Raw genomic sequence first — 25,801 nt, forward strand, 5'->3', positions numbered from 1 at the left:
AAATACATTAAAGAATGCGAGGTAATAAATTGGATATTCGTGAATTCACAAATAAATTTATGGAAGCTACTGAAAGCATGTCTGAAGAAGAACGTGCTAGTTTAATGCAAATGTTTTCTAGTGTTTCTAAAGAAATAACAAAAGAAGAAAAAACTATCAATAATGTTGTAAGTGATAATAACGGTCAAATTCCAGATGGAATAACAGAGCGTTTAGTTAAATTAAAAGAAAATTACATGAAACATGTTCCAACGATAACAACTCACCGTGCAAGAGCTATAACTAAAATAGCTAAAGAAAATCCTGGTACTCCTAAATCAGTTTTACGTGGTGAATGTTTTAAATATTGTTGTGAAACAGCACCATTAGTAATTCTAGACCATGAACTTATTGTTGGAGCACCAAACGGACAACCACGTGCAGGAGCATTTTCTCCAGATATAGCTTGGAGATGGATGGTTGATGAGATTGATACAATAGGAACTCGTCCACAAGATCCATTTTACATATCCGAAGAAGATAAAAAAATTATGCGTGAAGAGTTATTCCCATTTTGGGAAGGTAAATCAGTTGATGAATACTGTGAAGACCAGTATCGTGAAGCTGGAGTATGGGAACTTTCAGGAGAGTCTTATGTTTCAGATTGTTCATATCATGCAGTAAATGGTGGAGGAGACTCTAATCCAGGATATGATATTATCTTGATGAAAAAAGGTATGCTTGACATTAAAAAAGAGGCAGAAGAAAAATTAACGCACCTTAGTTATGAAAATCCAGAAGATATAGATAAAATATATTTCTATAAATCATTAATTAGTACTGCAGAAGGCGTTATGATATATGCAAAACGTATGTCAGAATATGCTGCTGAGTTAGCTGCAAAAGAAACTAACCCTAAACGTAAAGCAGAGTTACTAAAAATTTCAGAAGTAAATGCTAGAGTTCCAGCACATAAACCAAATACATTTTGGGAAGCAATTCAATCAGTTTGGACTATAGAATCATTACTTGTAGTTGAGGAAAATCAAACAGGTATGTCTATAGGACGTGTTGACCAATATATGTACTCATTCTACAAAGATGATATTGAATCTGGAAGAATGAATGATTTTGAGGCATTTGAATTATCAGGTTGTATGCTTATAAAAATGTCTGAAATGATGTGGATAACAAATGAAGGTGGTTCTAAATTCTTTGCAGGATATCAGCCATTTGTTAACATGTGTTTAGGTGGTGTTACTAGAGAAGGCCGTGATGCTACAAATGAATTAACTTATCTTTTAATGGATGCAGTTCGTCACGTTAAAATATATCAACCATCTATAGCTTGTCGTATCCACAAAGGTTCACCACAAAAATATCTTAGAAAGATAGTTGATGTTATTCGTGCAGGAATGGGATTCCCAGCATGTCACTTTGATGATGTTCATATAAAAATGATGTTAGCAAAAGGTGTTTCTTTAGAAGATGCAAGAGATTATTGTTTAATGGGATGTGTTGAACCACAGAAATCAGGAAGATTATATCAATGGACTTCAACAGGATACACTCAATGGCCTATATGTATAGAACTTGCCCTTAACCATGGTACGCCATTATGGTATGGTAAGCAAGTATGTCCAGATGCTGGAGATTTAAGCAACTTTAAAACTTATGAGCAATTTGAAGCAGCTGTTCAAGATCAAATTAAATATATTACTAAATGGACAAGCGTTGCTACAGTAATTTCTCAACGTGTTCACAGAGATCTTGCACCAAAACCACTTATGTCTATGATGTATGAAGGATGTATGGAAAAAGGTAGAGGAGTAGAAGCAGGCGGAGCTATGTATAACTTTGGACCTGGAGTAGTATGGAGTGGTCTTGCTACTTATGCAGATTCTATGGCAGCTATAAAGAAATTAGTATTCGAAGAAAAGAAATATACTTTACAAGAAATGAACGAAGCGCTTAAAGCAGATTTCGTTGGATATGAAAAATTAAAGAAAGATTGTTTAGAAGCACCTAAGTATGGTAACGATGATGACTATGCGGATTATATTGCCTCAGATTTGATTAACTTCACTGAAAGAGAGCATCGTAAATATAAGACATTATATTCAGTACTTAGTCATGGTACTTTATCAATTTCTAACAATACTCCATTTGGACAACTTACAGGAGCTACAGCAAATGGACGTGGAGCATGGATGCCTTTATCAGATGGTATAAGTCCATCACAAGGAGCTGATTATAAAGGACCTACTGCTATAATTAAATCTGTTTCTAAAATGTCTTGTGAGGATATGAATATAGGAATGGTTCATAACTTTAAATTAATAGCTGGTCTTCTTGATACAAAAGAAGGTGAAGAGGGAATTATCACATTACTACGTAGTGCATGTGCTCTTCAACTTGGAGAAGTACAATTTAACTATTTAGATAATGAGACTTTAATTGAAGCACAAAAGCACCCAGAGCAATATCGTGATTTAATAGTTCGTGTTGCAGGATATAGTGCATTCTTCGTTGAGTTATGTAAAGATGTTCAGGATGAAATCATCAGTAGAACTATGCTTACACACTTTTAAGTAGAAGGTATTTGAAAAATCATAAATAGTATATAACTTGAAACTGTTTGATGGAGTTTGCAATCTACAGCATGTTCTGTAGATTGCAGATTATAGAATAGCTTTAAGTTATATATTAAAAATGAAGTTAATGAAACTGGAGAATTAAGAATATGAGTAATGGAAATTTAGGTATAATCGAACGAAAAGCTAGGATTTTTAATATACAAAAATACAATATGTATGATGGAGATGGAATAAGAACTGTGGTATTTTTTCAAGGTTGCCCCCTTCGTTGTAAATGGTGTGCAAATCCTGAAGGACTGACTAAAAAGTATAGAGTTATGTTTAAAAGGGATTTATGTATTAATTGCGGAGCGTGTGTTTCGGTTTGTCCAGTAGGAATCCATACTATTTCTAATGAAACTTTAAGGCATGAGGTTAATCGTGATATAGATTGTATTGGATGCGGTAAATGCAAAGAAGCTTGTCTTAAATCAGCCTTAACTATAGTTGGAGAAATAAAAACTATTTCTGAACTTTTGAAAATTGTAGAAGAAGATAGAACATTTTATGAAGTTTCAGGTGGTGGAGTTACATTAGGTGGTGGTGAGGTTTTAATGCAACCAGAAGCAGCCTGCAATTTATTAATGGCCTGTAAGCAAGAAGGAATAAACACTGCAATTGAGACCTGTGGTTATGCAAAATTAGAATCAGTACTTAAGGCAGCTGAATTTACAGATTTATTTTTATTCGATATTAAGCATATCGATTCTGATAGACATTTCCAGTTAACAGGTGTTAGAAATGAACAGATTTTAGAGAATTTGCAGGAACTTATTCGTCGCAAATACAATGTGAAGATTCGTATGCCTTTACTTAAGGGTGTCAATGATCGTAAAGAGGATATTGAAAAAACTATGGAGTTATTAACACCATACAAAGATTATAAGAATTTTAAAGGAATTGATTTACTACCATATCATAAGATGGGAGTAAATAAATACACTCAATTAGGTATGGAATATCCTATACAGGATGACCCGAGTTTGAAAGATGAAGATTTAGATATAATAGAAGGATGGATTAAAGGATACGATTTAACTGTAAAAATAATCCGTCATTAATAATTTTCAAATAGACAATAAGATGGAAGGTAGTGCTTATGGCAGATTTTCTTGATAGAAATATACAGCGTATTGTGCAAGAGTCAGTTCCAGGCAAGCAGATTACCATAGCTCATGTTATTGCAGCACCTATGCCTGATATATACGAACGTCTTGGAATAGATGAAAAAGGAGCAATTGGTATTTTAACTCTTTCTCCATATGAAACAGCTATTATTGCAGCAGATATTGCCACAAAGGTTGCGGATGTTGAAATCGGATTTCTTGACCGTTTTACAGGATCAGTTGTAATAAATGGTGATGTTCAAAGTGTTGAAACAGCACTTGAGGCAGTGAATAATACTTTAAAGGACATGCTTGGATTTACTCCTGCTACCATTACAAGAACATGAGAAAGAAACGTATAATGGTAATTGGCCCTTCAAGGTGTGGCAAAACTACATTAGTTAATGTATTAAACGATTATGATGGTCCATTAAAGCGAACGCAAGATTTGATTTATGGTAAGAATACCATTGATGTTCCAGGCTCTTATATAGAGAATGCATGGATGTATAAACATATAATTGCTGCAGCTCAGGATGCATCTTACGTGATTATATTGATTGACCAATCTAAGTGCACTGAAATATATCCTCATGGATTTGCAAAGTCTTTTACAAGTAAGGTTATTGGAGTTATAACCAAAAGCGACTTGATGCCTGAAAATGAAGAAAAATGTTTGCGACAGCTAAAGAAAATAGGTGTAGTAGAGCCATATTTTCATATTAGTTTTCCAATGGGAACAGGAATTGATGCTTTAAAGAAGTATTTATTTGAAAAAGGTGAGGAGTAAAGGTCAATGATGAAATTTATTACTGAAGAGTATTTAAGAGATTTATATAGAAAAAAACCTTTTGATGCCTACAAGTTAGAACAGGGACAGCGCCTTACACCTGGAGCAGTTGAGTATTTATCTGATAAAGGAATAAGAATGAATGATAATATTCCAAAAGCAAAAGATAATATTCCAAAAGTAAAAGACAGCATTTCAGAACAAGATAATGATATTTTGAAATTAAGTAACAATGTTCCTGAATGTAATCAGGAAGAAACGATTAAACCAGTGGTAGATATTAATTCAAATTTGAAGAAAAAACTTTGCTGTAAATTAAAATCTATAGGTGCAACATTTCTTATTACTAGTACCGAAATATTAGAAGAAGATGTTAACTTGGCACAAAAAATTACTGACTTAGGTAGAAAAATAACAAATATCAGAAATGTTGTGGATGGTAAGGGTATTCTTGAAGCTATTCATTGTAGAGAGTGCACTGGAATAAACTTATTAAATTTTAGAACAGAAATTGATGATTGTTTTGAAATAACAGAATTTCATATGCAGTTGAAAAAAAGCAGTACAATTTTAAAAATACACGCACTTCGTTGTGATTTACAAGAGTTACAGCTTGAAATAATTGAGACCTACAAAAATGATGATGACGATTTGAAAAATAGAATTATGGGAAATATTAATTCAATAATTAATTCGCTGTCTCAGATGATTTGTTTATCAGTAGGAGGAGAAAAATGTCAGAGGGAAAAATAGTTTTTGAATATTGTGATAAACTAGTTCAAAAATTTGAAGAAGTTATAGAAAAACCAATTATTAATGGATCTTCTGTTTATTATACAGGGGTGGACTTAGGTACTGCATGTGTAGTTGTAGCAGTTTTAGATGAAAACTATGAGCCAGTTGCTGGTGCATACAGATATGCAGATGTAGTTCGTGACGGTATGGTTGTTGACTATATTGGAGCAATAAGAATTGTTAGAGAAATGAAACAGGAACTAGAACAGAAACTTAACACTGAGTTAATTTATGCTGCTGCAGCTATTCCGCCAGGAACTGATGCTTTAGATTCTGGGGCAATTAAAAATGTAGTTCAAGCAGCTGGATTCGAATTAACATGTATTTTAGATGAACCTACTGCAGCAAATGCTGTGCTTAGAATGCAAAATGGAGCGGTTGTAGATATCGGTGGTGGAACAACTGGAATATCAGTATTAAAAGATGGAAAGGTTGTTTATGTTGTTGATGAAGCTACAGGTGGTACTCATTTTTCATTAGTCATTTCAGGAGCATATGGAATGTCATTTAAAGAAGCAGATTTATTCAAAAGGGATAATAGAAACCATAAGGAAATTTTACCGGTATTAAAGCCAGTAGTAGAAAAGGTTTCATCGATAATTAATAATAATATTAGAGATTACGATGTAAGGGAAATTTCTTTAGTCGGTGGTACGTGTTGTTTGACAGGAATTGAAGAGATTATTCAAAAACAGACTGGAGTGTATACTCATAAACCGAAAAACCCTATGTTTGTTACACCACTTGGAATAGCATTGAGTTGTACAAAAGATATTTTGGAGTAATGAGGGGAGTGTTTAAAAGTGGATTTTAGAATTATAAAATCACCTTCAGATAGCACTAAAGATATTCTTAGAAGACGAATGAGTGGAAATTGTAAAACTGATTTAGACAGTGCTGATGCAATAGGACTTGTGCAGGGGAAACTTATAGATATGATTTATGCAAGTGATATTGCTGAGAAAGCTGTTGGAGTTACAGTTGAAGATATTAGAGGTACATGTCCTCAACACATGGTTTTACTTGGAATTTTTGGTGATACATCGTCAGTTGAATCCGCAATTAATGAGATCAAGCTGAAAATGAAAGAGGGTAAAATGATATGATAGCAGCAAGACTTATTGATAGTATATGGGCTACAAGAAAGTCAGAATCCCTTAGCGGACTTAAGTTTATGCTCGCAGAGGAAATTGGCGGAGTAAACGAAGGTCGCAGGTTTGTTGTTGTTGATATTATAAGTGCAGGTATTGGGGATAGAGTTATTGTTAGTACCGGATCATCTGCACGTAGAATGTTAGGAAACGACGATATTCCTGTAGATGCAGTTGTTATTGGAATAATTGATGATGATTGTAATTTCGATTAAAATAAATCCTTCTTAAAATAATCATAGAATTTTAGGATTTTTATAGATACCAATACTATTAGAAAGGATGTAAGACTATGAAAAGATTAATTAGTGCAAAAGATGTTGAAGAAGTAATTTTGAGCACAAAGAAAAATTTTTATGTAGATGGTAGTGAAATAATTACACCATCAGCACGTGATCTTGCTAAAAAGAATGGAATAATTTTTACTACAGAAGCGCCTGTACCTGAAGTGCAACATGTAGAAGTTAAGAAAGCGCCAAGCATAGAAGGTATGGATAGTGAAATGATGCTTAATTTCTTTAGAACAATGATGGATAAGGGTCTTTTACAAGAAATGCTTGAATGTTTAAAACCAAAGAATGTTTTATTTGAAGCTGATTGTGATTCTAATGGACTTAAAGTTGTTAGAGGAAATACAGTAAAAATGGATGTATTTGATACTGGCAATCCAAATGCAAGGGTTTATTTTCAAGAATTAGTAAGTAAAGAAGAATCAAAAATGAGTGCTGGATTTTTAGTTATTGAGAATTCAAAATTTGATTGGGAGTTAACTTACGAAGAAATTGATTATGTTATTGAGGGAACTTTGACCCTTGAGATTAATGGAAAGACATATACAGCTTACCCAGGAGATGTTGTATTCGTACCATCAGGTTCTAAAGTAGTTTGGGGTTCACCAGACAAAGCAAGGGTATTCTTTACAACATATCCAGCAAACTGGGCGGATCTTTTATAGAATACTAGGAGGACGAACCTATGCAATCAATTGGTTTAATAGAAACAAAAGGATTACTTGCGGCTATTGAAGCTGCTGATGCAATGGTGAAATCTGCAGATGTAAATATTGTTGAAAAAACTTATGTAGGTGGAGGCCTTGTTACAATAATAGTTACAGGGGATGTAGGTGCAGTAAAAGCAGCTATAGAAGCTGGTGTGGCGGCCGTAAAAAAACTTGATCAAGAGTCTTTAGTTTCAGAACATATAATTCCACGTCCTCATGAGGAATTAAAAAGTATTATTGGATATGATACTTTAGTAGAAGGTTTAGAAGTTCCATTATCTGATAAAGATAAAAAGGATGTATATGATGCAGAAGAAAATAAAAATGTAGAAGATATTAAAGAAGCTAAAGAGATTGAAGAAACTAAAGAAACTAAAGAAATTGAAGAAATTGAAGAAACAGAAGATAAGTGTAAAGAAGATCAAGATGATTTTGATACTGATTTAGAAAAATTGTATAAAGTAAGTTTAGAGAATCTTCATAAGAGTGATGTGGATAATTTAGTAAGTAAAGATGGTATAGAAAAAACTATTTTAATATTATCTAAAATGAAGGTTGTAAAGTTAAGAAATCTAGCCCGTGAATATAAAGATTTTGTAATTACAGGCAGAACAATTTCTAAAGCAGGTAAGAATTTATTGATCACAAAATTCAAATTACATTATGAGAAAAAATAGTAATAAGAAGTGATGCGAGAGGATGTGTGAAAAATGGAAAATTTCGATAAGGATTTACGTTCAATTCAAGAAGCTAGAGACCTTGCTAGACGTGGAAAAGCAGCAGCTAATATAATTGCTGATTTCACTGAAGAGCAAATTGATAAAATCATTTGTAATATGGTTAGAGTAGCAGAAGAAAATGCGGTTTGTTTAGCGCAAATGGCAGTTGAAGAAACAGGTTTCGGTAAAGTTGAAGATAAAACTTACAAAAACCATTTAGCAGCTACTATACTGTATGATTCAATTAAAGATATGAAAACTATAGGCATAATTAACGAAGATGAGAAAAATAAAGTTATAGAGATTGCTGAGCCAGTTGGTTTAGTTATGGGTATAATTCCTTCTACAAACCCAACTTCTACTGCAATATTTAAATCAATTATTTCAATTAAATCACGTAATGGCATAGTACTTTCACCTCATCCAGCTGCTGCAAAATGTACAATTAAAGTAGCAGAATTGATGTTAAATGCAGCTGTTGAAGCTGGTGCACCAGAAAATATTATAGGATGCATAACTACTCCAACAATTAAAGCTACAAATGAATTAATGACATGTAAAGAAGTAGATATAATAATAGCTACAGGTGGACCAGGAATGGTTAAAGCAGCTTACAGCTCAGGAAAACCAGCTCTTGGTGTTGGTGCAGGAAATTCTCCAGCATACATAGAAAGAACTGCTAATGTACAACAAGCTGTTAGAAACATTATAGCAAGTAAGACTTTTGATAATGGAACAATTTGTGCTTCAGAGCAATCCATAATTTGTGAAGAATGCAATCATGATGTAGTTGTAGAAGAGTTTAAAAAGCAAGGCGGATATTTCATGACTGAAGAAGAAACTTATAAAGTTTGTAAGTTATTATTCAAAAATGGACATGTTATGAATGCTAAGTTTGTTGGAAGAAGTGCACAAGTTATTGCAAGTTCAGCTGGATTTACAATTCCAGAAGGAACAAAAGTACTTATAGGAAAGCAAGATGGAGTAGGCGAAGGCAATCCATTGTCATTTGAAAAACTTACTACAGTTCTTGGATTCTATACAGTGAAAGATTGGCATGAAGCATGTGAATTAAGTATTCAATTACTTCAAAATGGAATAGGTCATACAATGAGTATCCATACTGAAGATAGAGATATAGTTATGAAATTTGCTAGAAAACCGGCAGCACGTATTCTTGTTAATACTGGTGGAGCACAAGGTGGAACAGGTGCAAGCACAGGCCTTAATCCTTCATTTACATTAGGATGTGGTACATGGGGTGGAAGTTCAGTATCTGAAAATGTTACTCCAAAACACCTTATAAATATTAAGAGGGTTGCTTATGGTTTAAAAGATTGTGCAACATTAGCATCTAATGACGCAACTTTTAATCGTATAAAAACTGCTGAAAATTGTCATGGGGTTCAAAATCAATTTATGAATATGAGTCCAGCTCAAATTGCAGCAGCAGCGAAAATTTTAAATAAAACTAGTGATAGTGTTGAAACTACTAATAATTGTGTTGAATCAAATGATGAAAGTGCAAAAAAAGAAGAACTTTTAGATTTAGTTAATCAAATACTTGCTGCTATGAAGGTGGCAAACTAATGGATAATTGTGAAGCAGTATTAAAGCTTTTATTAGAAGCTGTAAAAAGCAAAGAAGATAGTACTGTACTTCAGATTCCAGTAGGTGTTTCTAATAGACATATACATCTTTCGCAAAAAGATTTAGAAAGTCTTTTTGGTAAAGAGTATAAACTTACTAAACTTAAAGATTTGTCTCAACCAGGACAATACGCATGCAAGGAAATTATAACAATTTGCGGCCCAAAAGGTGCCATTGAAAAAGTTAGAATCCTTGGGCCAGTAAGAAGTAAGACTCAAGTTGAGGTGTTAATTGGAGATTGTATTAAACTTGGAACAGTACCACATGTAAGATTATCTGGAGATTTAAACAGAACATCTGAAGTTACATTAGTGGGACCAAAAGGGTCTGTTCAAATTGAAGAAGGCTTAGTAGTTGCACAAAGACATATTCACATGACACTTGATGATGCTAAAAATTTAGGAGTCTGTGATGGAGATAATGTATCTATAAAGTTTGATAATTTAAGAGGCGGAACATATAGCAATGTAGTTATCAGAGCTAATGATGATTCAAAACTTGAATGTCATCTTGATATTGAAGAGTCTAATGCAATGGGCATTAACTCAAAATCAAAAATAGTAATAGTAAAATAAAAAATCAATAAAAAACAGTTGTTTATAATTAAAAATTATAATATAAAAAAAATATATCTTAGGAGGATTTTAAAATGAAATATGATGCATTAGGAATGATAGAAACTAAAGGTTTAGTAGGAGCAGTAGAAGCAGCAGACGCTATGGTTAAGGCAGCAAATGTATATTTAATAGGTAAAGAATATGTTGGAGGCGGACTTGTAACTGTTATGGTTAGAGGAGATGTTGGAGCTGTTAAAGCTGCTACAGATGCTGGTGCTGCTGCAGCACAACGTGTTGGAGAATTAGTATCAGTTCACGTTATTCCACGTCCACACTCTGAGGTTGAAGTAATTCTTCCAACATCTAAAGAAGTTGCAAAATAATATTTTAATTAAAATGTAAAATATAAAAACGCCGCTAAAGTTGAATTAGCGGCATTTTTTTAAGAGATTTTTATTTTTACCAGGAGGGATCTTATGGAGTTATTACAGAAAATAATTGATGCAGGTGTTGTTGGAGCAGGAGGAGCTGGATTTCCTACTCATGTGAAGTTAAATTGTAAAGTTGAGTTCTTAATTGTTAATGGTTCTGAATGTGAACCACTTTTAAAAACAGACCAACTTCTTATGAAAACGAAACCAGAAGAAATGATAAAAGCACTTGAAGAAATGGCAAAAATAGTTGAGGCAAAGAGAGTTATTATTGCTTTGAAAAATAAATATAAAGAACAAATAGAAAGTTTAGAAAATGCTATTAAAAGTTTAGATTCAAAAGTGGAAATATTTTTAATGGATAATTTTTATCCAGCTGGGGATGAACAAACTCTTGTATATGAAGTAACAGGTAGGTCTATACCGGCTGGAGGGATTCCTTTAAAAGTTGGTACAGTAGTATCAAATGTTGCTACGGTAGTAAATATTTATGAAGCTATTAAAGGTAATCCGGTTATAGAACAACACGTAGCAGTACAAGGAGATGTTAAAAATCCTATTATTCTAAAAATACCAATTGGAACTTCGGTTATTAGATGTATTGAAGAAGCAGGTGGAGCAATTCTCGATGATTATAGTGTTATTTTAGGTGGACCTATGATGGGAAGAAATGTAGATAAAGAGGATTTGTATAAAGAAGTAATAACTAAAACAAGTACTTCTATTATAGTTGTTCCAAAGGATCACCACGTTATTAATAAAAATAGGATTTCTATTGAACATATGATAAATAAGGCAAAATCAGCTTGTATTCAGTGTTCTTATTGTACAGAAATGTGTCCTAGGTATTTAATAGGACATCCAATACAACCACATAAAATAATGAGAACTGTAGCATTGTCAGAAAACAGTGAGTGTATTAAAGAGGCATTGATATGTTGCGAATGTGGAGTGTGTGAGTTATATGCTTGTCCAATGCAATTATCACCAAGAAAAATGAATATATATTTAAAAAATAAATTAAGAGAACAAGGGGTTAACTACCAGAATCATCAAAGTGAGATTAATGCACATGAACAACGTGAAAATAGAAAAGTACCTGCTAAAAGGTTGATTTCTAGATTGAATTTAAATAAATATGAATATCAAAAAGTAGAAGAATTAAAAGAAATAGAAATTTCAATGGTAAGTATACCACTTAAACAGCATATTGGTGCGCCTTCTGAGGCTATAGTCAACGTTGGTGATTTAGTTGTAAAAGGACAGTTGATTGGGAAAATGGAAGAAGGGTCATTAGGTGCTAATATTCACGCTAGTATAAATGGTCAAGTTACAGAAGTGAGCAATAAAATAGTTATTAATAGCAAGTACGGAGAGGAGAAATAGTATGGACGCAATTGGAATGATTGAATTAAATAGTATAGCAAGAGGAATTGAAACAGCTGATCATATGGTGAAAGCTGCTAATGTAGAATTGATTATGGCAAAACCAGTTTGTCCGGGGAAATATGTAATTTTAATATCTGGAGATGTTGGTTCTGTTGAATCATCGGTAAAAGTTGGGGAAGAGATTGGTGCTCAATATGTAGTAGATAAACTATTGATACCAAGAGTGCATCATCAACTTATAGGAGCTATAAATCAGGCTACTGAAATAAATGACGTGAATGCTGTGGGAGTGTTGGAGTATTTTAGTATTGCTACAGCAATCGTTGGCGCAGATGCCGCAGCAAAAACAGCTCAAGTAGAGTTGATAGAAGTTAGACTAGGAATTGGTATAGGTGGAAAAGCTTTTGTTACTCTTAGTGGAGATATAAGCGCAGTACATGCAGCTGTAGAAGCTGGTGCAAAGGTAGGAAAGGACAATGGATTTTTGGTCAATAAAGCAGTTATACCTTCACCTTCAAAAGAGGTATTTGCTAAATTACTATAGTTCTATAAAGTCGATAGACCGAAATAAAAATTTTATGAATTTTTCATTAGTGATTTGTAAAGTTAATTAGTATATATTTCTTTAAAAAAACCATTTAGGTAAGTTGCCTAAATGGTTTTTTAATTATAGTTAATTGATACTAAATTATCAATATTTTAAATGCATCAATAAGATTTACATAAGGTAGTTTAATTAATTTTTGATATAATTAATATAAAGAAGTTTTATATAAGCAAAAAATAAATCTATTTTTGAAGGCTAAATTAAAAATCCTTCGTCAATATTAATGAAAGGAAAGGAGGGGACCATGCAAAGTGTAGATGATATCATAATTAAGAAAGCTGCAAAGGGAGATAAAGAAGCTTTTAGAATAATTGTTGAACATTATAAGAATTTAGTTTTTGCAGCTTGCTATAAGATTGTTAAGGATCCCCACGAAGCTGAAAATCTAACACAAGAAACCTTCTTGAAGATTTATAAGTCCATTTCTCAGTACCGATATGAGGGATTCAATACTTGGGTAATGAGGATTGCTGTGAATAAAGCTATTGATAGTAAACGAAAGATGATCAAAATTAAAGAAAGAGAAATAAACAATGTAGAGGTTATAAATTTTATTAAGGACCCTAAATTATCCGTACAAGACCAATTAATTAAAAAAGAAGAAGCACAGCAATTGATTGCTTGTTGCAATGAACTTCCAGATAAATATTCTAAAATTATTAATTTATATTACATAAAGAATAAAAGTTGCCAAGAAATAGCCTTAGAAGAAAGTATTAATGTAAAAACTGTTCAAACAAGACTTTCAAGAGGAAGAAAATTATTGAAGGATGCTTTAGAGGGGGTGATTTCTAAATGAAACAATATGATTTTAAAAATATAAATATAGATGATGAATTAATGAAGTATTTTAAAGATGAAGTAAGTGAAGAAGAAGAATTTATGGTTGAAGAAGCGCTACTAAACAATGATGAAAGTCTTATGAAGTATGTTTCTATGATAGAAAACTCAATAAATGCGCCGGAAGCTCTTTCCAAAGATTTCACAGATAAATTGTTAGAAACAGTGATTATAAGAGAAAGAAATCTAAAGAAAAATAAACGGGTAAATTTAATTACTTATTATGTGGCTGTTGCCAGTATTACTATAATGTTTTCCTTTGCTGGAGTGTTTGAAATGGTTTATTCTAGGATTGAATTTAATGCAAAGGTACTAGAAAGCAAGGAGAATTCTAAATGGGATTTAAGTAGTGAAAAATGGGCGGAAACTTTGTCTCATAAGACAATAATTTTTCTAGACAAATTCAAACTAACAGGAGGTAAAGAAGGTGAATAAAAGAAAGAGTAAATTTTTAACGTTTATATTTTCATTTATACCAGGGTTAAGCCATGTATATTTAGGATATGCAGCAAGGGGAATGTTATTCTTATTTGCAGTAATTGGGGATATAGCATTAACAATATTTTTGAGTTATATAGGAAGGTTTGATGATGTTGCCACATTAATTCCCCTGCCGATTATTTGGCTTATTGCTTTAGTGGACAGTTTTGTATTGGCAGATAAAATAAATATGTTAGTAGATATTAATAGAACATCATCAAGTCAAGTAAGTATTTTTGAAGATAAGGAGTTATCAAAAGAAAGGCAAAATATGAGTACAAAGATGCTTTTATCAATATTAATGTCAGTTATACCTGGTGTAGGACATATGTATTTAGGATTAATGAGAAAAGGAATGCAACTTATGACATCTTTCTTTATAGCTTGGTATTTTGTAAATGAGTTGAGAGTAACAGCCTTTATGGTAGTAATCCCAATTATATGGGCTTACAGTGTTTTTGATGCTATGCATAAAGCATCTTCAGAAGAAGGGTTAAAAGATGAAGATTTATTTACTAATATCCCTGGATTGACTAAAAATATGAGTAAAATTATTGGCTATGGACTAATTGCAGTAGCTTTTATCATGATATTCCAAAGTGTAGCAATTCCAATAATTAGTAGGTTCTTTGACTATGAATTTGGAGAATATTTAAGAACTGTAATTATTGCTATTGTTTTCTTTGTTGGTGGAATAATATTATTAAGAAATACTAAAAAAGATAATGCAGAGATTGAAGAAATTGCAGTTAGCCAGAATAATATAGTTGTTCAGTATGATGGCTATGAGATTAATGATGAAGTAATAGAAAATGATAGTAATAAATAAATATAATCAAGAGCCTTGGAATTTTTCAAGGCTCTTAATTATTAGAAAACAGAAACTTCTCATTTATGTAACACTAAAAATAGTAATTGATAGAAAGTGAATTAAATTTGTGAAAATATGTATTGTAATATTCGTTACAATGGGTTAATATAAATGTAACGAATATTACAAAGGAGTTATGGTTATGGAAAAAATAAAATGGCTTGTAATAAATTATAATCTTCCTACGGAACCGTCAAGACCCAGAGTTGCTGTATGGAGAAAACTTAAAAAATTAGGTGCTGTAAATATTCAGAAATCAATGTGGATTATTCCTAACAATGATGAAAATTATATTGCCCTACAAAAGATATCTGAAGAAGTTGAAGCTAATAAGGGGGAAACCCTTTTGATGGATAGTATGTTTTTGGATAATAAACACCAAGAAAGAGTTATATCGATATTTAACGGTATGAGAGATGAAGAATACGGAGAACTTATTGATGAATGTGAGAAATATTTAAAGGAACTGGAAAAGGAAATATCCATAGAAAAATTTACTTTTGCAGAGTTAGAGGAAGAAGAGGAAGAGCTGCAGAAGCTTATTTCATGGTACATCAAAATTGAATCAAGAAATAATTTCCAGGCATCTAAAGGCGAAAAAGCAAAGGGTATGATTAAAGAAATTCAAGAGTCATTTGAAAACTATAGTGATTTGGTATATGAAAATACTGAAAAGGACCATATGAGATGAGTGAAAAAAAAGTATACCCTGAAAAAAAGATTTTGGGAATTGAGAAAAATATTTTCTTTGTTGGCCTCACTAGTTTTTTAACAGACACAATGACAAAAATGATATATGCTGTTATGCCATTATTTTTAATGACCTTAGGAGCAACAAAAACTGAGCTGTCATTGATTGAAGGTATTGCAGAAAGCACTGCTTCTATTATAAAAGCTTTATCTGGTTGGTGGAGTGATAAAGTAAGAAGGAATAAGCCGTTTATGATTATTGGGTATGCATTCACTGCTATTCTTTCACCTATTTTTTCCTTAGCGGCTACTCCTTTTCAAGTTTTAATTATAAGATTTACAGAAAGGGTTGGTAAGGGAATAAGAACAGCTCCAAGGGATAGTTTGATAGTTGCTTCATCGGAAGAAGGCACTAAGGGTAGAAGTTTTGGTTTTCACAAAGCTATGGATAATAGTGGAGCAATAATTGGACCCCTTTTAGCTTCGGGAATTCTATTGATTTTTCCTCGTAATTATCGTATGGTATTTTTAATTGCAGCTATACCAGGTTTGATGGGCTTAATATCCATTATTTACTTTGTAAAGGAAGCAAAATCTAAAAATCAATCACCCTTAGGAAAAATAAAATTAACTGATTTTCCGAAAAAATACTATATTTTTCTTATAATAGTTTTTATATTTACCTTAGGAAACTCAACTGATGCGCTTTTGTTAGTAAAAGCAAGTGATATAGGAATAGAAGCAGCATTTATACCAATAATGTATCTAATTTTTAACGCTGTCTCAGCTATGTTTTCTATCCCAGCTGGAATATTATCAGATAAAATCGGAAGAGAAAGACTTATTATTTTTGGATATTTACTTTATTCAATTATATATTTAGGGTTCGGTAGGACAAACAGCAAAGTTATTTTAATTCTACTTTTTGCGTTTTATGGATTATACAGTGCATCAACAGATGGAGTGCAGAAGGCATTGGTTTCAGATCTTATTGATAAAAATAAAAGGGGTACAGGCCTTGGAATATATAATTGCATTATAGGAATGACTCTTCTTCCAGCCAGTGTTATAGCTGGATTGCTTTACGACAACATTAATAACAGAGCCCCATTTTACTATAGTGCAAGTTTAGCTTTTATTGCAGCTATATTAATGTATATTTTTCATAAAACAGGAAATAAAACATTGAAAAACAGTTAATATTTTCGTGTTATTTTATGCTGGAGAAACTTTTATTTGTTTTTATTTAATATGAATTTGGGGAATATTTGAGAACAGCAATTATTGCTATTGTTTTCTTTGTTTGTGGAATTATGTTGTTAAGAAATACTAAAAAGGATAATGAAGAGCCTTGGAATTTTTGTAAGGCTCTTCATTACTAGTACATAGAAATTTGTAAATTTTATTGTTTTATATATATTTAGGTAACCATTCTCCATGAGCTTCAATCAAATCATCGCACAAAGATTTAATATCATCAATACTAAGCTCAGCAGAAGTATGAGGGTCAAGCATCGCAGCATGGTAAATATGTTCTTTCTTTAAAGTTAATGCAGCTTCTATTGTTAGCAATTGAACATTTATATTTGTTCTGTTTAAAGCAGCTAATTGAGGAGGAATGTTACCTACATAACATGGAGTAACTCCACTACCATCAATTAAACAAGGAACTTCTACAATTGCTTCTTGTGGCAAGTTAGGTATCAAACCTGTGTTTAGAACATTACCACCAATTTTATAAGGCTTATTTGTTTCCATAGCCTCCATTATATAAGAAGCATATTCGTGAGTTCTAGTATGTTCAATTGTGTGATTTTCTAAAAGTTCATCTCTAGTTTTCCCCCATTTTTCAATTTGCTCGATACAGCGTCTAGGGTATTCGTCTAAAGGAATATTGAATCTATCTATAAGTTCTGGATATTTATCTTTTATAAAATAAGGCATATATTCTGCGTTATGTTCACTGGATTCTGTAACATAGTATCCGAAGTGTTTCATGATTTCATAACGAACCATGTCATCATGTTTTTCTGATCGTAATAAAGCTTTTTCTTTGATTTCAGGATATAAATCTTCTCCATTTCTACTAACTTCTAATAACCAAGCCATATGATTTATCCCAGCAATTTTAAAATCTACATTTTCTGCATTCATATCTAATCCTTCTAAAAGGTGAGGTACACAGACTTGTACACTATGGCATAATCCAAGAGTTTTTACATTAGTACCTTTTAACATAGCGCCTGTAAGCATTGACATTGGATTTGTATAATTTAAAAACCAAGCATTAGGGCAAACCTCTTCCATATCTTTCGCAAAATCTAGCATTACAGGTATAGTACGTAGAGCTCTAAATATACCTCCAATTCCTAATGTATCTGCAATTGTCTGACGGAGATTATACTTTTTAGGAATCTCAAAATCTGTTATGGTACAAGGGTCATATCCTCCTACTTGAATAGCATTCACCACGTAATCGGCATTTCTTAAAGCTTCTTTTCTATTCCGATAAGAAACGATTTCGGCTCTACTATTATTAGAGTTTTTATTGATATTTTGTAGTAGCATTTCTGATTCTTTTAATCTTTTATCATCAATATCATATAAAGCAATATGAGAATTTTGTAAAGCTGGCGTTAGCATACAATCCCCCAAAACATTTTTTGCAAAAATAGTGCTGCCTGCACCAAGGAAAGTAATCTTTGGCATGTAAATATCCTCCTTTATTTAACTGACTATATATTTATTTTAGATTATATTTTAATTTAAAGGAATGGAAGTTTGCGTGGAGTATGTATGGTATAATGTGAGATGTGGAGAGTGAGGAAGTTACAAAGTGGAAAGTTGGAAAAGGATAAATATGAAATAAAAGAAGTTTAAAGTAGAAGGTGTTGGTGAAAACAATGAATGAGTATTTAGAGTTTAAACTTAATCATTTAACGGATTTAGATATATACCAGTGCGGTTTTGAGGAATGTAATAAAAATCATTCCTATGGACCAGCTATGAGGGACCACTATTTGATTCATTATATTGTAAAAGGAAAAGGTAATTTTGAAAGAAAAGGAGAAACATATAATTTAAGTGAAGGGCAAGGTTTTCTTATTTGTCCAAATGAAATAACATACTATAAAGCTGATAGTGAAGAGCCTTGGACATATTACTGGGTGGGGTTTAACGGAGTAAAAGCTAAGGAATATTTATTAAAAGCTAATTTAGCAGAAGAAAAACCTATTTTTGATTATGTTAATTCAGGAGAATTACAAGAATGTTTAAATAATATGATAGGTACTAAGTCTATGAGTGCTGGAGGGGATATTCAACGTGTTGGCTATTTGTATGTTTTTTTATCTTATCTTATGGAAATGGTAGATGCGTCAAAAAAAAGAATAAGAAATAAAACAAAAGAGGAGTATGTAGCTAAAGCAATTGAGTATATAGAAAAAAATTATTCGAGAAATATTAGTATTAGCAAATTAGCTTATTATATAGGGTTAGATAGAAGCTATTTAACATTCGTATTTAAAGATGTCCTAAATATTTCACCTAAGCGATTTTTAATAGAATATAGAATAAATAAAGCTAGTGAATTGATAAAAAATACTGAATTTTCAATAGGAGATATATCACGTTCAGTAGGATATGATGATCAACTTGCTTTTTCTAAAGTGTTTAAGAAAATAAAAGGGGTAGCTCCTAGTGAGTATAGAAAAACAAGGGAAATCATTTTTTTAAATTTAAGGAAAGAAATTTAAAGAAGTATGGACGGGTGTACAATCAATTCCTGTGGAAGATATAGAAAAAGAAATTATTTTTAGCTTGCTAGCTTCAGAAGATAGAGAAGAAGAAACTATGGTGAAACTGAATCTATCAAAGAATGAATTTTCTATAGATAGATCTAAATCTAGTTTATTTGAAGAAGTAGAAAAAACAGAACTTTTTGGAAAAATAGATTTTAAAGTTGGGGATAATATAAAGCTTAATATATTTATTGATCAATCAACTATTGAAGTATTTATTAATGAAAGAGAATGATTATCTACACGAATTTATCCATCAAAAGAAAACAGCAATAATGTATTTATTTTTTCTTCACATTTATGTAACAATTCTATTATATAATATGATTAACTTAATATGATTAAATTTATAAATAAACAAAGTGAGGGTTTTTTATGAAGAAAAAACGTTGCGAAAGAAGCTTAAAGAGAAGAATAAATACCATGGTTTCAATTGTTAATTTCTCTAGTTTACTGCTTATGCTAATTGCATTTATGGTTGCTTTAGGAATAGCTTTCACCATTGTTAGTGGAATTGTATCAGAGTATGCAGCTAATCAAATGAATTTTCAAATACAACGTGAATTAGAAATGCCTATTAAAAAAGGTGTTGATATTGAAAGTGATGCCTATTTAAATGATTTATTTAAAAGAGTTGGATTTTCTTTTGAATTTCTTGGAGAAAAAAAGAATCAGTTTATTATGAATGAAATAGAATCTGATGAAAATGAAATACCAGAGTTTCTACCAACGCTAAGCATTCAATATAAAATCTTTAAGAATGAAGAATTAATTTATGATTCTATAGTGGAAACAAAAAAAGATAATATTTTTTATGATACAGCAGATATAGATTTCAACAACTTATTTTTGAAAAATGTAAATTCAACAGCATACAAGAGTATAGTAGATAGTTCTGGTGAAGAATTATTTGTTTTACAGGTTAGATTGAATCCTAAGATTATTTATGGAAGTTATATAGCTTTGTTAATTGTTTGTGGGATTATATTTTTAATAACTTTAACTATATCTAAGTTGGCTTTTTTTGGATTAAGCGGGTCTATTATAAAGCCTTTATCAGAACTGGATAAAAAAATGAATCAAATATCAGAGGGAGATATAGAGTCAACAATTTATAATGAAATAAAATTTGAAAAACCAGTGATAGAAGTTGTAAGTTTAGCTAATAGTGCAAATAAAATAATGTCAAAAATGCATGAATATATGGAGACTTTAGCACAACAAAATGAAGAACTAGAGCATCAAAACTTAACGTTACAAGAGAGTAGTGTTGTGTTAGAAAATACAAATAAAATATTGGATAATAAAAATCTGAAATTAACTAATATTTTAAGTAATGTGGAACAAGGAATTCTGACTTTTAAACAAAACTTAATTATCCATAATGAATATAGTTTGGTTTGTAAAGAAATATTTAGTGAATGTATTAGTGATAAAAAATTATCAACAATATTGCATCCTCATGATACTAAAATGCAATTATTCATAGATGATTTATTAATAAAAATATTTAGCTTAGATAAAGAACAACAAGGAATATATTTAACTTTACTACCAGAAGAGATAGTAATCAATAATAGATTTATTAGTTTAGATTATAAAATTGTTAAAGATGAAACTAATAAAGATACTATTATGACAATTATAACTGATGTAACAGAAAAGAAAATTTTAGAAAAACAAAGAGATAAAGAACATGATACTTTAAAGATGGTTGTAAAAACCATTTTAAATAGGGATGATTTTAGAGAGCTTGTTTTCCAGTTTGAAGATTTTGCATCCCAAAGTTTTGATAATTTACCAAAAGAAAAATATGAAGAAATACTTCGAGAAATACACACATTTAAGGGAAGTTTTAGTCAATATGAAATGGTAAATCTTATTTCAAAATTAGATGATTTAGAAAGTAAACTATATGAAAAAAATGATTTGTTTCATGTAAAAGATATTGATAATAGTCAACTTCATGGATGGTTAATGGAGGATTTGGGTATAATTGAAGCTTATGCTGGTGAAGATTTTATAAAAGATGAAGAGTTTTGTTATATAAAAAAAGAAAAATTAGTTGAAATTGAAAGAAAAGTAGTAGAAACATTATCTTCAAAAGAAGCTAGAGTAATTCTACCTTTGATAAAAAGTTTGAGATATAAATCACTTAAAGAACTTTTGAAAACTTACCCAGATTATGTTATAAAATTAAGTGAGAGACTAGGTAAAAATGTTGCTCCATTTGATATAACAGGAGATGATATAATGGTAGATAGTAATTATTATCAGGACGTTTTAAAATCTTTGGTTCATATATTTAGAAATTCAGTGGACCATGGTATAGAAACAGATGATGTAAGAATTGAAAATAATAAAGAAGAAATAGCAAATATAAGATGTAATATAGTTGATTTAGAAGATTCATTTAGTATACAAATTTCAGATGATGGTAAAGGAATAGATTTAAAAGCGCTAGAAACTAAAGTTGTAAGTGAAGGATTATTTACAACGGAGGATTTTAATAAGCTAAAATTAAATGAGAAGCTTGAGCTAATTTACAAACAAGGAATTACTACCAAAGAAAAAGCAACTTATGTTTCTGGTAGAGGAGTTGGCATGGCTGCTGTTAAACAAACAATTGAAAATTATAATGGAAGAATAGAAGTAGAAAGCATACAGAATAGAGGCACAAAATTCACAATTACTATTCCTAAATTTGAAGAAAAAGAAAATAATGTGGTAACGGCTGAGCATTTTATGGAACAAGTTATGAAAACAAGTAAGCATATTATTTTTAAGGAAACTAATATGGAATTTAAAGAAAATCCTATTGAAATTAATGATAGGGTTACACTAAATAAAATTACTGCTCTTATTAGTTTAAAAGGTGATTTTAATTCAATAATGATGGTTAGTGTGAATGAAAAAATGGCAAAAGAGTTTGTTAAAGGATTTATGATTGATAATATTGAGGAAAGTGTTATATTAGAATATGTAGAAGATGTTTTAGGAGAAATTTCAAACACTATATTAGGATCTACTTTTGGAAAATTTGAGAACACAAATAGTAAATTTTATATGGGATTACCAGCAGTTTTATCAAATAGTGATGGGTATATAAAACATGCTCAATCTGAAATATTATCTTTTAGGTTAAAACATGATGAATACGAATTTGAGATACACATGTTTTTAGTAAATGATGACGTGAATACAAATTATCAAATGGAGGATATAATAGATGGCTAGAATATTAATAGTTGATGATTCAACAGTAATGAGAAAAAACTTACATTCTATATTTATAAAAAATGGACATGAAGTGGTAGGTGAAGCTAACAATGGAGTTCAAGCTATAGCTTTATATAAAGAATTAAATCCAGATTTAATTACTATGGATATTACAATGCCTAAAATGAATGGAGTAGAAGCGGTTAAACATATAGTAGATAGTGATGAGAATGCTAAAATAATAATGGTTAGTGCACTAAATCAAAAACAAATGGTTTTTGAAGCTTTAAAGAATGGAGCAAAGCATTATATTACTAAACCTATAGAAGCAATGAAGTTAATAGGGGTTGTTAGTGAAGTACTTAATGAAAATATGAGTAAAAAAGAAGAAATAAGAGATAGTAAAATTGAGAATATTAATAATGTTGTAGTCAAACCAGGTTTCTCAATTGAAAATATTGAAGGTAGCTTTATAATAAAATTTAAGGAATATTTTAATGATGAAGACATCAATAAACTTGAGGTAGCTATAAAAGGAATGATGTTCATTACACCTTTAAACGTAGTATTTGATTTTGAAAATAATAAGTTCTTATCAGACAAAGTGATGATAGATATCAATAAATTAGGAAAAAGCATTAAAAATGCTGGAGGATCTTTAAAGATTTCATCTGAAAAATAAAGAATAATTTCAAGAAATTAATTGGAGGAGGCTATAAATGGAAAAGAGTATATTTATACTTACTAAAAAATACAGTAATGAAATGAAAATTAAAGAAGCTATAGGGAGTTTGTATGAAACAAATCTTGTAACTACAGCAACTTTGATGGTGGAATTATATAAAAAAAGTCCTATAGTTTTAATAGTTGATTTAGATAGCTTCGAAGAAAGCACCATTGAAATGATACAATCAGTTGTTGCAATAGATTATTTGCCTGTAATCTATACCTATGAAGTTAATGAAAGAATGAAAAAGATTTTAAAGAATGAAATTGTTTTACATTTAGATAAAGTGAAAGAAACTATAATCCCTTTAGTAAATCAATCAAGTATTTTTAAAAGCAAATACGATAAAGTTATGGATAGCTATAATGCTATTGACTTAATAAATGGTGAATTTAAAACATTTTTTAAGGATTGGGTGAATAATGAAGATGATTCAAAAATAATGATGAAAAAATCTTTAGATTTAGTGTATGCTAAAAATCTTTTCCTTAATAATAAACCAGAAATTGTATGGATATTGACTTTGAAAAATAAAAACTATTATAGTATAAAATTTAACTTGATAGATGATGAATATTTTGAAGAGGTAAGTTTTAATATGAGTAGCAGAAATTCGTTTAATTTTGATATTTATGCTGCCAATGGCTTTAGTAAAAATTTCAACACAAATGAACTTTCAGATATAAGTATTTACGAAAATAATTTTCCTCATGATATAGAAAAAAATACTGAAGATATTAGGAATTTTGCGGGTTTTACTATGGGAAAAATAATTATTATAGGCATGAATTATAAGCAATCAGTTTTTAATTTTGATGTGGGTATAATGAAAGCATTGGCTATAAATTTTGATTTATTAGAGACCGTAAAATCTCAGATGAATGAATTAGAGGGGGCTTTTGATTATACTACAAATGCTCTAGCTAGAGCGGCAGAAGCTAATGATGATATTACAGGACAACATATAAAAAGAGTTAATACTTTTGCTAAATTAATTGCAGAAGAACTAGAAATGGATAAAGAATTTGTAAAAAGAATTTACAATTCTTCTCAAATGCATGATGTAGGAAAAATTTATGTTGAGAAAGAAATATTAACTAAACCAGGAAAGCTTTCTAATGAAGAATTCGAAAAAATGAAAATGCATACGATTTTTGGGGAAAAAATAGTAGGAGATTCAGAATATTTAAAAATGTCTGCAGAGATTGCTAGGTATCATCATGAAAAATTTGATGGGTCTGGGTATCCAGATGGCAAAAAAGGAGAAGAAATTCCTTTGTCAGCGCGAATCGTTTCTTTAGCAGATATATATGATGCACTTAGAAGTGCAAGAAGCTATAAGCCAGCTTTTACACATGAGGAGGCTTATAAAATTATTGTTGAAGGTGATGGACGAGTAAATCCAGAACATTTTGACCCTAGTGTATTAGAGGCTTTCAGAAAAAATCATCTTGAGTTTAATGAGATTTATAAAAAGTTGGCTGATTAAGACAAATAATTCAAAAAACAATATATTTCAATAATTGACTGTAGGTAGGATGTATGATAGCATATATACTATATAAATTGAGGTGGATAATTATGAAATTAGATAAAATAGATAATCAATCAGTTGTTAATGTTGTTGTAGAGCGTATAAAAAATTCAATTATAAAAGAAGAATTAAAACCAGGGGATAAAATACCAACTGAAGTTGAATTGATTGAACAATTAGGCGTTGGAAGAAATTCAGTAAGAGAAGCTATAAAGATGTTAACAGCTCTTGGAATACTAGAAGTTCGTAGGGGTCAGGGTACATATGTAGTAACTAAAGTAAATCCATCATTCTTTGACCCACTAATCTTTAGCTTGATAATTGAACCAAAATCAAATAGAGATTTGTACGAGTTAAGGGTTATGTTTGATTCTATGGTACTATTTAATGTGATTGAAAAAGTATCTGATGAAGAAATACTTATGATAGAGCAAGAAATAATGGATACAGAACAAAAGTATAAAGAAAACAAAGAGAATATAGATGTAGAGTATTTTGTAAAGAGAGACTGTGAATTTCATTATATGATATTGGAATTAACTAAAAATCCTTTGATTATTCGAATTGGGCAAGCAATACTTGGACTTTTTCAAGAGTACATAAAAAAATCTATTTTGCAGCAAAACGGAATTGAGAGAAGTATTAAAAACCATGTGAGAATACTTGATACAATTAAAAAACGAGATAGAAATAATGTTTTAGATATTGTAGAGAATACTTTAATAGAGTGGAAAGAAGAATGGAAAAATTTTGAAAGTAAATAATTAAATATAAATTGATAGATTTTTGATTTTAGAAAGAAAAGATATTAATGTTGTAAATAAATAAAA

The 25,801-nt window shown here is 30.7% G+C and carries 26 protein-coding genes and 1 pseudogene; 26 read left to right on the forward strand and 1 reads right to left on the reverse strand.

Features of this window, described 5'->3' with window-relative positions; all coding sequences use genetic code 11:
• Positions 1–29 precede the first annotated feature (29 nt).
• From cutC to BUB83_RS14260, 20 genes are all read left to right on the forward strand, one after another.
• On the forward strand, positions 30–2,570 hold the full coding sequence (gene cutC / locus BUB83_RS14165) for a choline trimethylamine-lyase (protein ID WP_073339116.1): 2,541 nt from the start codon (positions 30–32) through the stop codon (positions 2,568–2,570).
• Positions 2,571–2,722: 152 nt separating this feature from the next.
• Positions 2,723–3,676 carry a choline TMA-lyase-activating enzyme gene (gene cutD / locus BUB83_RS14170; protein ID WP_073339117.1) on the forward strand — a complete coding sequence of 318 codons (954 nt, stop codon included), beginning with the start codon at positions 2,723–2,725 and terminating at the stop codon, positions 3,674–3,676.
• A 38-nt stretch (positions 3,677–3,714) separates the two neighbouring features.
• Positions 3,715–4,068, forward strand: coding sequence for a BMC domain-containing protein (locus BUB83_RS14175; protein ID WP_073339118.1), 354 nt, complete (start codon positions 3,715–3,717; stop codon positions 4,066–4,068).
• Positions 4,065–4,511, forward strand: a complete 447-nt coding sequence (locus BUB83_RS14180) for a EutP/PduV family microcompartment system protein (RefSeq protein ID WP_073339119.1) — start codon at positions 4,065–4,067, stop codon at positions 4,509–4,511. Before BUB83_RS14175 ends, BUB83_RS14180 begins: the two co-directional genes overlap by 4 nt.
• Positions 4,512–4,517: 6 nt before the next feature.
• Complete coding sequence (locus BUB83_RS14185) at positions 4,518–5,264, forward strand: cobalamin adenosyltransferase (RefSeq protein ID WP_073339120.1); 747 nt, start codon at positions 4,518–4,520, stop codon at positions 5,262–5,264.
• Complete coding sequence (eutJ, locus tag BUB83_RS14190; protein WP_073339121.1) at positions 5,246–6,091, forward strand: ethanolamine utilization protein EutJ; 846 nt, start codon at positions 5,246–5,248, stop codon at positions 6,089–6,091. Before BUB83_RS14185 ends, eutJ begins: the two co-directional genes overlap by 19 nt.
• Before the next feature lie 18 nt (positions 6,092–6,109).
• On the forward strand, positions 6,110–6,412 hold the full coding sequence (locus BUB83_RS14195) for a BMC domain-containing protein (protein WP_073339122.1): 303 nt from the start codon (positions 6,110–6,112) through the stop codon (positions 6,410–6,412).
• The gene (locus BUB83_RS14200) at positions 6,409–6,672 is read left to right on the forward strand and encodes a EutN/CcmL family microcompartment protein (protein ID WP_073339123.1); all 264 of its coding nucleotides are present in this window, start codon (positions 6,409–6,411) and stop codon (positions 6,670–6,672) included. The genes BUB83_RS14195 and BUB83_RS14200 overlap by 4 nt, the downstream gene beginning before the upstream one ends.
• 77 nt (positions 6,673–6,749) lie before the next feature.
• Positions 6,750–7,412: a cupin domain-containing protein gene (locus BUB83_RS14205; RefSeq protein ID WP_073339124.1), complete on the forward strand. Its 663-nt coding sequence runs from the start codon at positions 6,750–6,752 to the stop codon at positions 7,410–7,412.
• Between the two features lie 20 nt (positions 7,413–7,432).
• Positions 7,433–8,134 carry a BMC domain-containing protein gene (locus BUB83_RS14210; protein ID WP_073339125.1) on the forward strand — a complete coding sequence of 234 codons (702 nt, stop codon included), beginning with the start codon at positions 7,433–7,435 and terminating at the stop codon, positions 8,132–8,134.
• Positions 8,135–8,167: 33 nt separating this feature from the next.
• Positions 8,168–9,766, forward strand: coding sequence for an acetaldehyde dehydrogenase (acetylating) (locus tag BUB83_RS14215; RefSeq protein WP_073339126.1), 1,599 nt, complete (start codon positions 8,168–8,170; stop codon positions 9,764–9,766).
• Complete coding sequence (locus BUB83_RS14220; protein ID WP_073339127.1) at positions 9,766–10,401, forward strand: phosphate propanoyltransferase; 636 nt, start codon at positions 9,766–9,768, stop codon at positions 10,399–10,401. Before BUB83_RS14215 ends, BUB83_RS14220 begins: the two co-directional genes overlap by 1 nt.
• A gap of 74 nt (positions 10,402–10,475) precedes the next feature.
• Positions 10,476–10,766, forward strand: coding sequence for an ethanolamine utilization microcompartment protein EutM (eutM, locus tag BUB83_RS14225; protein WP_073339128.1), 291 nt, complete (start codon positions 10,476–10,478; stop codon positions 10,764–10,766).
• 93 nt (positions 10,767–10,859) lie between these two features.
• The gene (locus tag BUB83_RS14230) at positions 10,860–12,200 is read left to right on the forward strand and encodes a 4Fe-4S dicluster domain-containing protein (protein ID WP_073339129.1); all 1,341 of its coding nucleotides are present in this window, start codon (positions 10,860–10,862) and stop codon (positions 12,198–12,200) included.
• A 1-nt stretch (position 12,201) separates the two neighbouring features.
• Positions 12,202–12,747 carry a BMC domain-containing protein gene (locus BUB83_RS14235; RefSeq protein ID WP_073339130.1) on the forward strand — a complete coding sequence of 182 codons (546 nt, stop codon included), beginning with the start codon at positions 12,202–12,204 and terminating at the stop codon, positions 12,745–12,747.
• A gap of 307 nt (positions 12,748–13,054) precedes the next feature.
• Positions 13,055–13,609 carry an RNA polymerase sigma factor gene (locus BUB83_RS14240; protein ID WP_159434092.1) on the forward strand — a complete coding sequence of 185 codons (555 nt, stop codon included), beginning with the start codon at positions 13,055–13,057 and terminating at the stop codon, positions 13,607–13,609.
• Positions 13,606–14,085, forward strand: a complete 480-nt coding sequence (locus tag BUB83_RS14245) for a hypothetical protein (RefSeq protein ID WP_073339132.1) — start codon at positions 13,606–13,608, stop codon at positions 14,083–14,085. The genes BUB83_RS14240 and BUB83_RS14245 overlap by 4 nt, the downstream gene beginning before the upstream one ends.
• Complete coding sequence (locus tag BUB83_RS14250; protein WP_073339133.1) at positions 14,078–14,959, forward strand: hypothetical protein; 882 nt, start codon at positions 14,078–14,080, stop codon at positions 14,957–14,959. Before BUB83_RS14245 ends, BUB83_RS14250 begins: the two co-directional genes overlap by 8 nt.
• Before the next feature lie 184 nt (positions 14,960–15,143).
• The gene (locus tag BUB83_RS14255; RefSeq protein ID WP_073339134.1) at positions 15,144–15,692 is read left to right on the forward strand and encodes a Chromate resistance protein ChrB; all 549 of its coding nucleotides are present in this window, start codon (positions 15,144–15,146) and stop codon (positions 15,690–15,692) included.
• On the forward strand, positions 15,689–16,891 hold the full coding sequence (locus tag BUB83_RS14260; RefSeq protein ID WP_073339135.1) for an MFS transporter: 1,203 nt from the start codon (positions 15,689–15,691) through the stop codon (positions 16,889–16,891). Before BUB83_RS14255 ends, BUB83_RS14260 begins: the two co-directional genes overlap by 4 nt.
• Before the next feature lie 210 nt (positions 16,892–17,101).
• Here BUB83_RS14260 and melA read toward each other — a convergent pair whose 3' ends face one another.
• Entirely contained in the window at positions 17,102–18,400 is a 1,299-nt protein-coding gene (melA, locus tag BUB83_RS14265) for an alpha-glucosidase/alpha-galactosidase (RefSeq protein WP_073339136.1), read from the reverse strand.
• 194 nt (positions 18,401–18,594) lie between these two features.
• Here melA and BUB83_RS14270 point away from each other — a divergent pair, with 194 nt between their 5' ends.
• The 6 genes and pseudogenes from BUB83_RS14270 to BUB83_RS14295 all read left to right on the forward strand — a co-directional run bounded on the left by BUB83_RS14270 (position 18,595) and on the right by BUB83_RS14295 (position 25,735).
• The gene (locus BUB83_RS14270) at positions 18,595–19,446 is read left to right on the forward strand and encodes an AraC family transcriptional regulator (RefSeq protein WP_073339157.1); all 852 of its coding nucleotides are present in this window, start codon (positions 18,595–18,597) and stop codon (positions 19,444–19,446) included.
• Between the two features lie 31 nt (positions 19,447–19,477).
• Entirely contained in the window at positions 19,478–19,726 is a 249-nt protein-coding gene (locus BUB83_RS14275) for a GH32 C-terminal domain-containing protein (RefSeq protein ID WP_073339137.1), read from the forward strand.
• A gap of 140 nt (positions 19,727–19,866) precedes the next feature.
• On the forward strand, positions 19,867–22,728 hold the full coding sequence (locus BUB83_RS14280) for an ATP-binding protein (protein ID WP_073339138.1): 2,862 nt from the start codon (positions 19,867–19,869) through the stop codon (positions 22,726–22,728).
• A pseudogene (locus BUB83_RS22480) lies at positions 22,721–23,074 on the forward strand (response regulator); the annotation flags it as partial. The gene BUB83_RS14280 and the pseudogene BUB83_RS22480, both read left to right, overlap by 8 nt.
• A 355-nt stretch (positions 23,075–23,429) precedes the next feature.
• A complete protein-coding gene (locus BUB83_RS22220) occupies positions 23,430–24,926 on the forward strand; it encodes an HD-GYP domain-containing protein (protein WP_073339140.1) in 1,497 nt (498 codons plus the stop codon).
• A 92-nt stretch (positions 24,927–25,018) separates the two neighbouring features.
• Entirely contained in the window at positions 25,019–25,735 is a 717-nt protein-coding gene (locus tag BUB83_RS14295; RefSeq protein ID WP_073339141.1) for a FadR/GntR family transcriptional regulator, read from the forward strand.
• Positions 25,736–25,801 lie beyond the last annotated feature (66 nt).

Source organism: Clostridium grantii DSM 8605 (assembly GCF_900129965.1).
Classification (GTDB): domain Bacteria; phylum Bacillota; class Clostridia; order Clostridiales; family Clostridiaceae; genus Clostridium_AF; species Clostridium_AF grantii.